Annotated in this window: 6 protein-coding genes and 1 tRNA gene; 5 read left to right on the top strand and 2 right to left on the bottom strand. The window is 60.6% G+C overall.

Going from position 1 to position 16031, the window contains the following annotated elements:
* The first annotated feature begins 515 nt into the window (after positions 1–515).
* From J3R75_RS10175 to J3R75_RS10160, 4 genes are all read left to right on the top strand, one after another.
* On the top strand, positions 516–4142 hold the full coding sequence (locus J3R75_RS10175) for a helicase-related protein (RefSeq protein ID WP_307261416.1): 3627 nt from the start codon (positions 516–518) through the stop codon (positions 4140–4142).
* 368 nt (positions 4143–4510) lie between these two features.
* Positions 4511–7819: a DUF1156 domain-containing protein gene (locus J3R75_RS10170; RefSeq protein WP_307261415.1), complete on the top strand. Its 3309-nt coding sequence runs from the start codon at positions 4511–4513 to the stop codon at positions 7817–7819.
* Positions 7816–8991 (top strand): PDDEXK nuclease domain-containing protein, encoded by a 1176-nt coding sequence (locus J3R75_RS10165; protein ID WP_307261414.1) that lies wholly within the window; start codon positions 7816–7818, stop codon positions 8989–8991. The genes J3R75_RS10170 and J3R75_RS10165 overlap by 4 nt, the downstream gene beginning before the upstream one ends.
* A 1-nt stretch (position 8992) precedes the next feature.
* Positions 8993–12325 carry a DUF499 family protein gene (locus tag J3R75_RS10160; RefSeq protein ID WP_307261413.1) on the top strand — a complete coding sequence of 1111 codons (3333 nt, stop codon included), beginning with the start codon at positions 8993–8995 and terminating at the stop codon, positions 12323–12325.
* 1073 nt (positions 12326–13398) lie between these two features.
* On the opposite strand, the gene J3R75_RS10155 is transcribed toward J3R75_RS10160, so the two are convergent.
* Both J3R75_RS10155 and J3R75_RS10150 read right to left on the bottom strand, forming a co-directional pair.
* Positions 13399–14559 carry a DUF2786 domain-containing protein gene (locus J3R75_RS10155; protein WP_307261412.1) on the bottom strand — a complete coding sequence of 387 codons (1161 nt, stop codon included), beginning with the start codon at positions 14557–14559 and terminating at the stop codon, positions 13399–13401.
* Between the two features lie 68 nt (positions 14560–14627).
* Entirely contained in the window at positions 14628–15449 is an 822-nt protein-coding gene (locus tag J3R75_RS10150; RefSeq protein WP_307261411.1) for an alpha/beta hydrolase family protein, read from the bottom strand.
* Positions 15450–15827: 378 nt separating this feature from the next.
* On the opposite strand from J3R75_RS10150, the gene J3R75_RS10145 reads away from it, so the two are divergent.
* Positions 15828–15901, top strand: a tRNA-Gly gene (locus J3R75_RS10145).
* Positions 15902–16031 lie beyond the last annotated feature (130 nt).

Raw genomic sequence — 16031 nt, 5'->3', positions numbered from 1 at the left:
ATGGGCTGAGCGAACGCTTACGCCGCGCGAGCGGCAAGACACGACGCCATTCTTCTTCGCGCCTTCGCGCCTTCGCGTGAGACAAAAAGAGCGCCTTCGCGTGAGAAAAAATCCCCCTCGCGCCTTCCTATCGGCGGCGTGACTTGCCGCGCCAGCGGTAAGACACGACGCCATTCTTCTTCGCGCCTTCGCGCCTTCGCGTGAGACAAAAAGAGCGCCTTCGCGTGAGAAAAACAAGGGCGGACACACAGGCCCGCCCCTACCTGGCGCACTCGTTATCTGCGGGTAAAACGTGCACTATGCCACGCCACCCGATCGCCCAGATGCGGCCCGGAGAGCCGCACCATGCATAACCACGACCAAGGCGCCCTACAGTCATCAATTGCTTTCTGAACTGCCAGTTAGCCCCCGCTCTTTTTTGAGACATGCCCACGGTGACAAGTTGCAAGCGATTATAGCAAATGATATAGTCTTTTCCAAACAGCTTGATTTACAGGAGGCAGCGGCGGCAAGAGATGGCGGAAAGACTGACAGAAGACTATCCGGAGCGGATCAAGAATCTCCGTGTCCGGCTGGGCCTGACGCAAGTCGGCCTGGCGGAGCGCCTAGGCGTGTCGTTTCCCACCGTCAATCGTTGGGAAAACGGCAAGGCGCGGCCATCGCAACTGTCCTGGCAAGCCTTGCTGGACCTCAGTAAGAATGAATACGGCATCGACGAAGCTGGCCATGGCATTGAGCTTGCTGAGCCCGAACCGCTGCCCTACGCGGCCGAGGCGCCGTTGCTGGATTTCACAGCTAGGCCGGAGTTGGTCCGGGTATTGGTTGAGGGCGAGCGCCTTTCCTTTGGCCATCTGGCCAATCCGACGTTTGCCACGGAGATATCCAGTATTGACCCCTTGCCGCACCAGCGCATTGCGGTGTATGATCGCATGTTGCCCCAGGCGCGGCTGCGTTTTTTGTTGGCTGACGACGCGGGTGCGGGCAAGACCATCATGACCGGATTGTATGTGCGCGAGATGCTCTCTCGGCGCCTACTGTCTCGGGTGCTGATCGTGCCACCAGCAGGGCTGGTCGGCAACTGGCAAACGGAGCTGCAACTGCTTTTCAACCTGCCATTTCGCATCGTCAGTGGGCAGGACGCCAAGAACGGCAATCCCTTCACCGGTTCTGGTAGCGACAGGGTTATCGTCAGCGTCGACACCTTGGCGGGCGACAACGTCTTCGCCAGGCTGACGGAGGAGTCGGTGGCGCCTTACGAACTGGTGGTTTTTGATGAGGCTCACAAACTGTCATGTGATCGAGGTGCCGATTTGCGCGTGCGCAAGACCGGCCGTTACCAGCTTGCTGAAGCCATCGCGGGTGTCTACACGGGCGACAAAGGCTGGCAGCTGCCCTGGCACGCGCATCACCTGTTGTTACTGACGGCCACTCCGCACATGGGCAAAGATTATCCCTACTACGCCCTATGGCGTTTGCTGGAGCCAGAAGTCCTGAGTACCCCGGAAGCCTTCGAACACTTTCCCGCCGACCACCAGAAACACTATTTCATACGCCGCACCAAGGAGGAAATGCTTCGCTTGGATGGTCAGCCCCTCTATCCCGTCCGTCAGTGCGACACCCTGGGTTATGATCTGTCGCCAGACGAAATTGGCGAGCAACGACTCTACGACGAAACCACCGAGTACCTGCGCCATGTGTACAATAAAGCGAAAGTACTCAACCAGTCCGCCGCGCGACTGGCCATGGGCGTATTCCAACGCCGTCTCGCCAGCTCCACCTACGCGCTGCTCTGTTCCTTCGAACGCCGCATCGCCAAACTGGACCTGGTGATCGCTGACATCCAAGCCGGCCGACTGAGCATTGAACAGCTGCTGACCTTGCAACGCCGCATCAAGGACGACGCCGACGTCTTTGACGCAAAAGCGGCCGACGAGGAAAGCGGAAGCAATGACCGCGAAGAAAACGAAGCCGCTGAGGACATCCTGCTCGGCGGCGTGATTGCCGAGTCGCTGGCCGAATTGGTCGCCGAGCGGGAGCAGGTCGTCGCCCTGCTCCAGCTGGCGCAGCAGGTGTACAATGCCGGCGTCGAGTCCAAGTTTGACAAATTGCGCGAATTGCTTACGGACAGCCGCTATTCCCATGAGAAGATGCTCATCTTCACCGAACATCGTGACACCATGGTCTTTTTGGAGCGTCGTCTTGGCGGGCTGGGCTATGCGGAGCACATCGCCCACATTCATGGCGGCATGCATTACCGGGATCGGCAGCAGCAAATTGAGCGCTTCCGTATGCCCGTCGAGAAAGGCGGTGCCCGGCTGATGGTGTGTACCGATGCCGCCGCCGAGGGCGTCAACCTCCAGTTCTGCTGGATCATGGTGAACTATGACATTCCGTGGAATCCCGCGCGGCTGGAACAGCGCATGGGGCGTATTCATCGCTATGGCCAAAAACACGACCCCGTCGTCATCGTCAACCTCGTGGCACCGGCCACCCGCGAGGGACGGGTACTCAAGACCCTGCTTGACAAGCTTGAAAAAATCCGCAAACAGCTGAAGTCCGACAAGGTCTTTGATAGCATTGGCCGCATTTTTGCCGGCGTATCCATCAAGCAGTACATGGAACGCGCTCTCGCGGACGGCGCGGATGCGGTCGCCAAGGAGCTTGATGGACAGCTCAGCAAAGAACAGGTGAAGGCCATTGAGGAGACAGAGCGGCGACTCTACGGCGATGGCGGCGATGTCAAGAAGGAGCTGCCGCGGTTGCGCGAGGGCCTTGATCACGAGCTATTCTTCCGCCTGCTCCCCGGCTACGTCCGTCGTTTTGTCGAAGGCGCCGCCCCGCAGCTTGGCATCGGGCTCGATGGCGATCTGGGCGAGACCTTCAACTTCGTCTCGGCTGGCAAAGGCGCTGCCGACCCATTGTTTGAGGTGATGGACAGCTATCCGGCCGACATGCCGCGCCACCTTTCGGTCCTTCGTCCGGCCGACCGGGCGTCTTGCATCTGGATGCATCCCGGCGAACCGGTTTTTGAGCGCTTCCGGGAGCTGGTGCGTGTGCGGCTCGGGCGTGATGCCCTGCGCGGCGCCGTCTTCGTCGACCCCACGACTGACAAGCCCTACCTGTTCCATGTGGCCCGCCTGACTGTGGTGCGCAAGGCCGACCCGGAGCTCGGCGAACTAGCCCAGGAGGAAACCGTCATCTGCCGGCTCGTTGGCGTGCGCCAGACCGAAGGCGCGGATATTGCGCTGTGCCCCGTGGAGCACCTGCTGCTCCTGCGTGGCGGCGAAGGCCTGCCTGCTCAGGCGCAGCGCCTGGCAGTGGCAGCCAGGGCATTGCAAGACCAGGCTGGCGCCTATCTCATGGAGCGGGTCTGCCGCAGCATGGCCGTTGACCGCCGTGAGCGGATGACGGCAGCTATGCCGGACCGCGAAACATTTGTCGATCGCGGCTTCGATTATCAGGAGGCCGAGTTGGCCGCCACGCGCGCTAAACTCACCCCAAAAGCACGCGAGGGCAACCAGGGCGCCGCCGCCGAGTTGTCGCGGATCAAAGAGCAGCAGCGCGAGCTCCGCGCCCGTCGTGACCGGTCCCTGGCAGTCATTCGCCGCGAGCCTGAACTGATTGTTCCCGGCAGCATTGATTACATCGCCCACGCTCTGGTGGTGCCGTCAGGCGCCCAGGCCGACCGGGAACGACTGGACGCCAATGTCGAGATGATCGCCATGAATCTGGTCAAGGCCTGCGAAGAAACCGCAGGAGCAACAGTGCGTTTTGTCCACACGCCGGAACTCGCGCGCGCGGCCGGACTGCCGGAACACCCGGGCTTTGACGTGCTGTCGCTCCGCCCCGGCGACGAACGCCGCTGCATTGAGGTCAAAGGCCGCGCCGCCACCGGCGAAATTGAGGTCACCGACAACGAATGGGCCCGCGCCTGCAATCTGCGCGGCGAATACTGGCTCTACGTGGCCTACCACTGCGCCACGCCGACCCCGCAACTCGTACGCGTGCAGGACCCCTTTGCCAAACTCCTCGTCCGGCCCTTCACCAAGTGCCAGACTGTCACCCGGACGATCACCGCCACGGCTGAGAACAGCGGGGTGCGAATATCTGAACAACAGATAAACGCGGCGGGGGAGGACTGATACATGAATAGGCTCAGGATTATACGTTTTTCGGCATTCATGGGCTCGCGGTGCAGGCAAATTGGCCTGGACGCTATAGAGTACGCCATCAATACCAACCCTAGTAGCCTCGGCGAACGGGCGCAGAGCCGCCTTGGCAACGAGGTGGCTCTTGCTTTTTTCGGCCCGACCCCTTTATGGGCTGCGATCATACGATGCAAAACGCGCGACACCGGCCAGTCATGCCGGCGCGCATGCCATACTAGCGCCGTTTGGATGGGCATATCCGCAGCTTTCGCAGATTATTTATTTCTGCGTCATCTGCGGGCAATATATTCCATGCAATTGGCTGACAAAACATTCCAATGATGACCGGGAGATTGCATAGCATGGCAGACACACCTCGCCTTATTGAGCAGGCGTTTCCCTTGAAGCAGGCGTCGTTGACGTCGGTGCATGAGAAGAATGTGCGGCATGGTCATATATCGACGCTGCACATTTGGCCGGCGCGGCGGCCGTTGGCGGCGTGTCGGGCGGCGTTGTTGGCGACCTTGTTGCCTGATCCGGGGACGCCGGAGCTGCGCCGCGAGTTATGCGAGCGCATCGGCGGCGTAGTGGTGGAAAAGACCAGTCGCAAAAAAAAGTCCGATGGCAAGATGCACGAGGTCGTGGAGGATGATGTCGCTGGCGGCATTTTGAAATGGATCGGCACCGAGCCGAAATCCGGTGGCAAGAAGAAACTGCAAGAGCACCGTGACCTCGTCGCCCAGCGTGAGAAGGAGCTGCAGTGGTTTCGGGATGAAATCCGCAAGGCCCATGGTGGCCGGGTGCCGAAGGTGTTGGACCCCTTTGCGGGCGGCGGGGCGATACCGTTGGAGGCCATGCGGCTTGGCTGTGAGGCGACGGCGGTGGACATCAATCCGGTCGCCTGGTTCATCCTTAAGTGCACGCTTGAATATCCGCAGAAGCTGGCTGGCAAGACGCACCCGTTGCCGGATTTCATCCTCAAGGACGAGGCGTTCATGGCCGACTTTTATCAGGCCCATTCCCACCTCGTCGGTCGCACGAAGAAGACCAAGAAGCAGCTGGCGGAGGAATCACGCCAGCCCAGTTTTTGGGACAAGGCGGACTCCGGCCGCGCGCCCAAGGCGGATTTGGCCTGGCATGTGCGCGCCTGGGGGCGCTGGGTGCTGAGCGAAGCGCGCAAGGAGTTGGCGCCCTTCTACCCGACCTACGCCGATTTCGAAACGCTGATGGCTTCGCCGGTGGCCTACGAGCCGCAGGATATGCGCCTGGTGCCACTGAAGGCCGATGGCACGCCGGATATCGACGCGCTCAATGCGGAATTTTCCGCGGAGTACCTCGCCCAACCGCGCAATCCGCGCTGGGTGGCCAAGCCGACCGTGGCCTACCTGTGGGCGCGCACCGTCACCTGCAAAAACTGCCGGGCCACCGTGCCCTTGCTCAAGACCCGCTGGCTCTGCAAAAAAGACGGCAAACGCGTGCTGCTGACCATGCAGCCCAATCGCGACCGCAGCGGCGTGGAGTTCGGCATTGATGACAACGTGCCGCTACAGGGCGGCAATGCCGCCCAGCGCCGCGAAAATGACAAGCGCAGCGGCGCCGGCACCATGTCCAAAGCCGGCGCCAAATGCCCCTGCTGCGACACCATTATGACCACGGAGGATATCCGCTTCGAGGGCAAGGCCGGCCGGCTGGGCATGCTCGCCACGGCCGTGGTCACTGAAAGCCAAACCAGCAAGGCCTACCGACTGCCCACACAACACGAAATCGATTGCGCAAAGCGCGCCGAAGCCGAACTGGAACGCGTCTTCAAAGATGTCCCCTTCGGCCTGCCAACAGAACCCATCGCAGCTGGTGGCAGCCGGGCCGGAGGCGGGTCCCCATTCACAGTGCATATTTACGGTTTGGACCAGTGGCAAAAGTTGTACACCTCGCGGCAGCTGCTGGCACTAGGGACGCTGGTGCGGCAGATACGGGGCGTCACTGCCACCAGCGATGCGGCTTTACCACCCGAATGGCGCGAGGCAGTCGCGGCTTTTCTGACGGTGCTCTTCGATAAAACCGCCGACTATAGCTCAGTAATCTGTACGTGGCACAATGGGCGCGAACTTATTGGTCACACTTTTGCTCGTTTCGCTCTTCCGATTACTTGGGACATTGCGGAACTAGCCACGATTAATGAAGTGGGTGGTTCTATTTTTGCTCAGCTCGAATGGGTCACCAGATATATTGAGACGGCTCTGATTGCCTATAACGCTTCCCCCGCTCCAACCGTTACACGCCAATCAGCGACTCAGGCGCAGGATGAACGGTTGCTTGATGCGATCGTCACTGACCCGCCGTATTACGATGCCATTCCCTATTCCGATTGCATGGATTTCTTCTATGTTTGGATCAAGCGGATAGTGCATGGCACCCGGCTTGACCCATCGTCAGTTTTCGCGGCAGCGACGTCGCCCAAATGGGACTCCGAGGCCAATGACGGCGAGTTGATCGATGACTCCAGCAGGCATGGCGGCGACGCCGAAAAGTCCAAAACGACCTACGAGGACGGGATGGCGCGGGCCTTTGTGGCCTGCGAAAAGAGCCTGCAACCCGATGGTCGGCTGGTGATCGTCTTTGCCCACAAGCATCCGGATGCCTGGGGCACGTTAGTGTCGGCGATCATCCGGGCGGGCTTCATCGTTGATGGCAGTTGGCCAATCAAGACCGAAATGGGCACGCGTCAGCGCGCCATGAATTCCGCCGCCCTGGCGTCCTCCCTGTGGATAGTCTGCAAGAAGCGTCCTGCCACTGCCAAGCCTGGGTGGGACAACCGGGTTATGGAGGAGATGCGGTCGAATATCACGGAGAAGTTGCGGGCCTTTTGGGACGCGGGGATCCGCGGGCCGGACTTTGTGTGGGCGGCGACGGGTCCGGCGTTGGAGGCCTACAGCAAGCACCCGGTGGTCAAGAAGGCGAATGACCCTGGTGAAGTGATGACGGTTGGCGAATTCCTGGTGCATGTCCGTCGCATGGTGGTGGATTTTGTGGTGGGCGAGGTCTTGATGGGCACGGATGACGCTTCGGATCAGGCGGCAGTGGACCGCATGGACGGCCCGACTGCCTACTACCTGCTGCACCGGCATGACTTCGGGTTGGCTGACGCGCCCGCCGGAGCCTGCATTCTCTACGCCACTGCCTGTGGCATTTCCGACCACGACCTGGAGGCGACCTGGGACTTGATCAGCACCAAGAACGCCGGCGCCAAGCAGGCCGACGATGACGACGGCGATGCTGATGACGACGACGATACTGCAGACGGCGAGGACGAGGGCAGTTCCGGTGGTCAGATGAAGCTGAAGACGTGGTCACAGCGCAAAGGCCGGGCCATGGGCTACGACGCGCCCAGTGGCCGCCCCGTTCCGCTGATTGACCGCGTTCATCGGCTGATGCAGCTTTGGCGAGCCGGTGACGTCCATAAGGTCGATGAATACCTCGACGACAATGGCCTGCGCCGCCATGAGCTCTTCCGCCGCCTCCTCCAGTCCCTGATTGAGCTCGCTGACCGCGGCAGCGAGGAACGAGCACTCCTCGAAAGCCTCAGCAACCACATCGGCGCGCAAGGCGCGACCGCGCAGAAGGGTGAGTTCATGCCCAATGCCAAGAGCTGGGGCCGGGAGAACGACGAATGAGCAAGGATCAAATCAGCAAGATTCCCCCTTCCGGCGACTATGGTTCGCTCATCGATGGCATCGGCGCGCTGCTGGAGCAGTCACGACGCCAGGCGGTCCGTGCCGTCAATAGCCTCTTGACGGCGACATACTGGGAGATCGGCCGCCGCATCGTCGAGTTCGAGCAAGGCGGCGAGGCGCGGGCGGAGTACGGCGAGGAGCTGATGCTCAAGTTGTCGGCAGACCTGACCGCTCACTATGGCCGTGGATTCTCGCGCCCCAGTCTGCAGCGAATGCGGACATTCTATCTCGAATGGGAGATTTGCTCAACACCGTCGAGCAAATTGACGGCGCGGGCGAGAGCGGGTCTGAATTCCGGCACCCCGTCGGAAGAAATATTCCAGACGACGGCCGGAATATCTGATTCTTCCCCCGTGGTCCCGGATACGAACACCATTTCCGCCTTGGCGCTTTTCCCGCTCTCTTGGTCCCACTATGTGCGCTTGTTGTCCGTTGACAAGCCAGTCGCCCGCGTTTTCTACGAAAGTGAGGCCATACGGGGCGGCTGGTCGGTTCGGCAGCTTGACCGCCAGATCAGCACGCAGTTCTTCGAGCGCACAGCCAAGTCTAAACGGCAGGAAGCCATGTTGGCACGCGGTCAGAAGGCACTCCCCGAAGATGCCACAAGCGTTGACGAGGAGATTCGCGACCCGTACCTGTTGGAGTTTCTGAACCTCAAGGACGAGTACAGCGAATACGAAATGGAAGAGGCGCTGATCCGGCATCTGGAGTGGTTCCTCCTGGAAATGGGACCGAACTTCACCTTTGTGGCCCGGCAAAAACGAATTCGCGTTGGCTCCGCGTGGTACCGAATCGACCTGCTGCTGTATCATCGAGTTCTGCGTTGCCTCGTTCTGATTGATCTGAAACGGGGCGCCTTTACCCACGCCGATGCCGGCCAGATGAATCTCTACCTAAACTACGCGAAAGAACACCTCACCCTGCCCGACGAAAATGACCCTATCGGCATCATTCTCTGCGGAGACCGCGATGATACAGTTGTAAAGTATGCCACGGCGGGAATCCAGACCCAGGTCTTTGCTTCAAAGTATCTCACCGAGTTGCCAGATGCGGAAACACTTCGCCGAGAAGTCGTTGCCACACGAAAAGCACTTGCAGAGAGGATCAAATAAAATGGCTAAAAATCCATGGAAGAGCTGGCACGAAGTGGTCGCCTTGCGGGACGATCTGAAGTCCGGCGAGTTGCCGTTGCACATGTTCGCGGCGGACCTCTACGAAGTCATGATGCAGGGCGGGCGGCGACCGATCTATGAGGACCCGAAGAATTTTTTTGCGTTGACCTTTCCGACCTACAACCTGCGCCAGCTGGTGCGGGACGTGGTGCTGCGCGTGGCGGGCAAGAACGACAAGGCAGTGCGCCAGCTTGAGCTGACCTACGGCGGCGGCAAAACCCACACGCTCATCACGCTGCGACATCTGGTCGTTGATCCCGATGGGCTCCCGGATTTGCCCGCTGTCCACGAGTTTTGCGAAGCCGTCGGCCAGCAGCCCCCGAAGGCGCGGGTGGCCGGGCTGTGTTTTGATAAGTTGGATGTGGAGACCGGCATGGATGCCCGCGATCCGCAGGGGAACACCAGGCGACTCGTCCAGCCGTGGAGCATTCTGGCTTGGCAGCTGGCAGGTGAAGCGGGGCTGCGCGTGCTCAATGCCGGAAAGTCGGCGGCCGAACGGGAGACCGCGCCGGCAGAAAACGTCCTGACCGAATTGCTGGAATTGCCAGTCAAGGAGGGGCTGGGCGTACTGATTCTGATTGACGAAGTCCTGATGTACGTCCGGGAAAAAGTCTCCGCTGATAGCAAATGGCGCGACCGCATGGTCAATTTCTTCCAGTATCTGACCCAGGCCGCGACGAAGGTCGATCGCTGCTGCGTGGTGGCCTCCCTGCTGGCCAGCGACCCCGCGAAGAGTGACAGCTTCGGGCGGCAGCTGCAGGGCGAGCTCTACGACATCTTCCAACGTCAGCGCGAAGAGGCCGTGGAGCCGGTGGTCAAGGAAGATGTGGCCGAAGTGCTGCGGCGCCGGTTTTTCACGCCCGAGTCGATCAAGGACAAGGACGCTTTCCGTGCCCATGTGCAGGCGGCGCTGAAGGGCGTCTTTGATATCGACGAACAGACCAAGAAGCAAGGCGCGGAAGCCGAAGAACGCTTCCTCAGAAGTTACCCCTTCCATCCTGACCTCACGGAAGTCTTCTATGCGAAATGGACGCAGTTGAACCGTTTTCAGCGCACGCGTGGTGTGTTGCGCACCTTTGCCTTGGCTTTGCGCGAGGCCGAACGCTGGGACAACAGCCCCCTGGTGGGTCCCGCCGTCTTCCTGGCCGCCCCAAAGCATGATGGCCTTTCCGAGGCCATGCGCGAACTGGTGACCGTGGCCGATACCGAAGAGCATGAAGGCAAGAAACAGGCGTGGACTGGCATTGTTGAGAACGAAACCGGCCGGGCCAGGGACATCCAGCGGGACTCCGTTGGCCTCCATTGCCGTGAGATCGAACAGGCCGTCGTGGCGACTTTTCTGCACTCCCAGCCGATTGGGCAAAGCGCCCGGACGCGAGACCTGATGGTGCTGATCGCCGCCAATCGCCCCGACCGAATTGAGATGGAAAAGGGCTTGACGCGCTGGGCACAGACGAGCTTCTGGCTCGACGACCGTTACGCGACTGTCGAAGAAAATCACTTGCCTGATACGTGGCGATTGGGCAATCGGCCGAACCTGATCCAGATGCACGCCGTGGCCGCAAGCCGTATCAGCGACGAGAGCGTCCGCGCCCGACTCCTGGACGAGATCGGTAAATGTAAAGCACTGACAGCGGGTGCATCCGCTGCCGGCGTCCGAGTTCATCTGCTGCCGACGCGGCCCCGTGACATTGAGGACGACGGGCAGTTCCACTACGGCGTCCTTGGCCCCGGCGCCGCCAGCGACTCCGGAAAGCCCAGCGCGGAGGCCCAACGCTACTTGGACGAAACGACCACTAAGGACAAGCCGCGGGTCTATCGCAATGCCGTCATTCTCCTTGCGCCCTCGCGTGATGGCCTGGAGATCGCTTTCGCCCGTGTGCGGGACTATTTGGCATGGGAAGTCGTGCGCGAGGACCTGAAGGATCAGGGCAAAGAAGGAAATGTCGATATCGCCCGCATGCAAACCCTCGCCATGAATATTGACAAGGCGCGTGGCCGCATCCCCGAGGCCGTGAAGCAGGCCTTCTGTACAGTGGTCACGGTTTCCGAAAAGAACGACGTCCAGGCATTCAAGATCAATGTCAGCGATGACCCGCATTTTACGATCATCAAGAACGACAAGCGTTCAAGGATACAGGACAGTTCCATTGCCGCCGAAGCCTTGCTTCCGGACGGCCCCTACAATCTCTGGCGTGAGGGTGAGACCTGTCGACGAGTGAAGGACCTCTCGGGCGCTTTTGCGCAGATGCCACACTTGCCCAAGATGTTGAAGGCCCAGGCCATCGCAGACACGCTGGTCGATGGTTGTGAGGCCGGCGCCTTTGTGTTAAAGCTCACCCGGCCAGATGGTTCTGTGCGCACCTGGTGGCATGCGCGGCCCGACGAGGCCGCCATGGCCGACTCCGCGCTTGAGCTGGTTCTGCCAGAGGCGGCCGAACTCAAAGAGATCCCACATGATATTCTCGAACCTACACGCCTACCCGAATTGTGGGCTGGCGACAAGATCACAGTGCAGAATGTGCTGGATTACTTCAAGGGCGGGCGTGTCGTGCAGAACCAGCACAACGGGTATATGGAACCGCTGGCAATTCCAAGGGCCGAACCGGCAGTCGTCAACGACGCCGTGACCAAGGCCGTGGCCGCAGGCCGACTGTGGCTGACCAATGGCCCGGCTAGCCTCCTGGCCGAGGCGATTCCGACTGGAGTGCTAACCGCACAAGCTGTGTTGCAGCGCCCTCCAGCTATGATTGCCGCTGCGGAAATATTGCCGGAGAATCTGCCGCACGCCTGGACCGACGGCGAAACGACTGCACTGGCCTTGACTACGGCTCTTTCGCAGAAATCGGGGCAGACACTGCCGTGGAAAACCGTCCTTGACGTTATTTCCGCCTCCCTGAACGCCCGTTTCACGGAGCTGGACCCGGCTTCAGGCGCCTGGCCATGCGAGTATCCATCTGCCCAAAACGTCAAACTGAAGGTCGCAACAAGCGACGGCAAGGGTGCTGGCTACGGCCGTGGCAGCTTCAGCGGCGGCGGCGAGGTCCACGAGGTAAATGTCAAGTGGGCCGAAGCGATGTTGGAACCATCCGAAATCCAAGACCTCGGGGACGTGATCCCGCAGCTGCTCGCCATCAAGAGCAAGTCAGGCTGCCCCATCACCTTCAAGGTGCATCTTGAGGTCGGTGACGCCGATAACGCCCCCAACGAAGCAACCATCGCCGAAATCAACCAGATCCTTGCCGACCTCCGATCAGGCTTCCAGCTTTCGTAAACTGGCCCGACCGGTAATGGCACTCTGCACCAAAGCACGTGTAGCGGGTATAGTGAACCCCAAAATTGGTAATGTGCATAATCTTGTGATAGAAAGAGAAACGTGGCGCAGTGGTTCTGAATCCCTTGTCTGCGCCGTAGGCGCTTAACCATGCTTAACCCCAGGCTTTAGCCTGGGGAAAAATGCTCTCCTGCCACTCGTGCCCCGCAGGGGCACTACTGGATGCCTGACAAACACAATCGGTAATGTGCGAAATCTTGTGATAGAAAGAGAGACTTGACACAGTAGTTCCGAACCCTTTGTCTGCGCCGTGGGCGCTTAACTAGAGCCTGTCCGAAAAGCATAGTTTGGTTTTAAGGGTATTTTCCTCCCCCTCGCAAAACCCAACTATGCTTTTCGGATGGGCCCTATCCCTGGGCTGGTACGCGTCGCGCGCCCGTCTCCCGGCCGTGGTGCGGGCGTCCCGCCCGCACCGTCGCCTGGGATCATGACCTTACCCGACCTCCAAACAGCCACACGCAAACGTGCCCGCAGCAGCAATCAATGAATTCCATTGCCTCTTTGGCCCCAGTCAGCTGCGCCGACTGGGGCCAAAGAGGCCGAGGAACACGGACCAATATGGCGCGCCACCCAGGGCGGCGCGCGCCTTCGGCGCCGCTTGCCCTGGGCTGGTATGCGTCGCGCTTTCAGCGCTTCGGCCGCTTCGCGGCGGAAATGCGCGACGAGAAAAGGCTGCCTGGCTGAACAAGTGCCATGGATACCGTAAAGTGAAGAGCATCGGTTTCATGGGAGCAGGTTAGTGTAAAAAGTTTTCTCCACAAGAAGAGAATAGTTCTTATTTACACCTGGAAGCATTGGTTAGCAATTACAAGTGTTCATCACAAGATTTCGCACATTAACTATTTTTCCATCATCTGAAGGACTACCGCGTTCCTGCGGTTCACAGCTGGTTTGGACGCATCACGCCGTCTGGTCGGCCAAGTTCGGCCCGATGGCAGACGCACCTATCCTATCCGATCCGACCGATCCGACCGATCCGACCGCGAAAAAAGGACCGTTGACCCGTCCTTGCCTCACTCATGCAGCAGGCGGCCACCGGTGCCGGCGGCGCCGCTGCCGTCGACGCCGGGGCGGATGCGCAGTTGCCGGCCGGCATCTTTGCCGGCGTTGACGAGATCGTGATTGAGTTGCAGGCGGCCGCCGCTGCGCGAACTCACGCGCGGATGGCGTCGTTCGTAGAAGGCATTGAGTTCGGGGTCTTGCTGGCGGACGAGCGCGCGGCATTCCGGCCGTTGATTCTGTCCCTCCAGTGCCTCGCGAAAGCCCCCGAGCACGCCCATGGCGAAATCCCGTCGGCCATTCTGGCCGCGACGCATGGCCGCCGGCAAGGCCTGCCACGACTGCTCGATGTAACGCGTGATGTAGTCATGCGCATAGCCGGCCAGGCGCACATCGCGGACACGTCCGCACAACTCCAAGGTCATCCCCCACTCCGGCTCGCCCCCGGCAGACCCACTGCCCCCGGCAGCCTCACTGCCACCGGCGGCCTCGACCGGCAGGGGCGATGGCACCCAAATCACGTTTACTGCGTAAAAATCCTGCAGGACCAGCGCCAGCATGTGATGGTGGTTCAAGCGCCGCCGGAAGACCGGCCCCACCGACACCGCGATCATCTCCGACGTCGCGGCGACTCGTCCGGGATCGACATCGTGCCGCTGCATCAGCTCACGGGCCTTGAGCAAGGCCGCCTCGGCTTCATGCAAGCTAGTGCCGTCGGCCAATGCCGTCAGCTTGCGGACCTTCTGCAGAATACGGTTCTCCTCGCTGTCCTCGTCATCGCCCTGCAAGCGCTGATCTAACAACGGATAGGTGCCCGACGCCGCCGGATTGGCCGCAATGCGCTCGCAGATCAGCCGGAAGATCGGCCCGTGCGGCGCTTCCATGCCGATGCCGTAGAATTCGTCTGCCAGCTGGTGGGCTATTTCGTGTCGGAAGACCTCCGTCACCGCGTACCACGGGTGTTCCCACAACAAGCGCCAGCTCAGCTCGATCTGGCGGACATAGCCGCCGGTCCAGCGCCCCCACTCGCGCATGTCCGTGTTGATGCTGATCACTGGCTCGCGTACCCGCCGCCATTCGTGCTCGCGGAAATACGCCAGCATCACCTGCCACCACTCTCGCCGCAAATCCGCCGTGCGTCGACGAATAATATCGCTCATTAATTCACTATCCACGTAACCGTCCGTCCCAGTCTTAAGTCTTAGCCGGCGCCATTGGCGCCGGCGGCAAGTTCCGCCTGTTTTCAGGCATTCATCATCTTATCTGCGATAAATTCGCAGGGGTCCAGGTGCAGGGGCGCGTCATGACCGCCGCCGGCAATCTCGTGATACCAGAAGTGCCCGTGTTCCGCCAGCGCGCCCGCCAGTCGCCGCGACTGCGCCACCGGCATCAGCACGTCGGCCGTGCCATGCGCCAAAAACAGCGGCATGCCCAATAAGGCTTCGCAGTGATACAGTGGCGAATGCCGGCGATACAACTCCGGCTGCGCCGCCGGCGTGCCGCCGTAATGCTCCTCCAGGCTATCCGCGATCTCGCCCAGTATTGGCAGCCGCGACGCGCCCTGCCGGCAAAAACCGTGGTAGGCCGCCAAATCCGCGATCGCGCCCATCGCCGCCACGGCCTGGACGTTTGCCGGCCGCAGACTCGCGTACATCAAATTACTACTGCCGCCCATGGACCCCGAGGCGAAAATAAAGCGGGTGGCGCCCCATTCGCGGCGCAGGTAGCCGATGAGTGCGTCCATGTCGGCCACGGCTGGCGGGCACATCCAGGCGTTGCCGCGCAGCGTCGGCGTCAGCAGTCCGTAGCCGCGCTGCAAAAAGCTCGGCAGCCACGCCTTGCGGATGTCATTACGCACGTAAAGCTGGTTGCCGCGCGCGCCGTGGCCATGGATGCACACCAGCCAGGTTGACCCGGCCTGCGGCGGCAGCAGCATCGCCCAGTCGGCCAGGCCGTCCACCGGACTGCGGTAGTCCAGCTGCAACAGCCCATCCGGGAACGCGCCGCCCACAACCGGCGTTAAGGACACAGCCCCGAGCGCGTCTGATGATAATTGATCAGTCATTGATATTTATTGTCCCAGCGGCCTTTATGTTCGCCCTAGTGCAAACCCTTGTCCAGTTGGCATTTGAGCGCTGTAAGCGCTTCGGCCGCTTTGCGGCAATAAAATGGCAAATTGGCCAAGTTCGGCCCGGAGGGCCGCACCATGCATAACCCCGGGTGAGGCGCCCGGAGGGCGACGCAACCCGGGGGAACAAGAACATGAATGATTGCGCCCGGAGGGCGCCACATTTGCCCGGGAGATCGCAACCCACCGCGCCAGAGGGAGGCATGTCGTGCATCCAAAATCAATGGCTGACTGATTAAGCGTCACGGCGCATTTCCCGGCACGGCATCTTGCATTGAAATGAACTCCCCTTATAGTAAATAGCTCGTCGCACCTGCGGGTGTAGCATAGTGGTAATGCTTCGGCCTTCCAAGCCGACTATGTGGGTTCGATTCCCATCACCCGCTCCACATACAACCGCCTAACTCCTAGTGAGTTAGGCGGTTTTTTTGTTTCTGCGGAGCATCGTCTTCAGATTGTGTTTATCAGGTATCCAGTAGTGCCCCTACAGGGCACGATTGGCAGGAGGGTACTTTTCCC

The sequence above is a fragment of the Oligosphaera ethanolica genome (assembly GCF_030814695.1).
Taxonomy (GTDB): Bacteria; Verrucomicrobiota; Lentisphaeria; order Oligosphaerales; family Oligosphaeraceae; genus Oligosphaera; species Oligosphaera ethanolica.
Note: the sequence above shows the minus strand (reverse complement) of the source record. Positions and strands in the feature narration are given on the sequence as shown.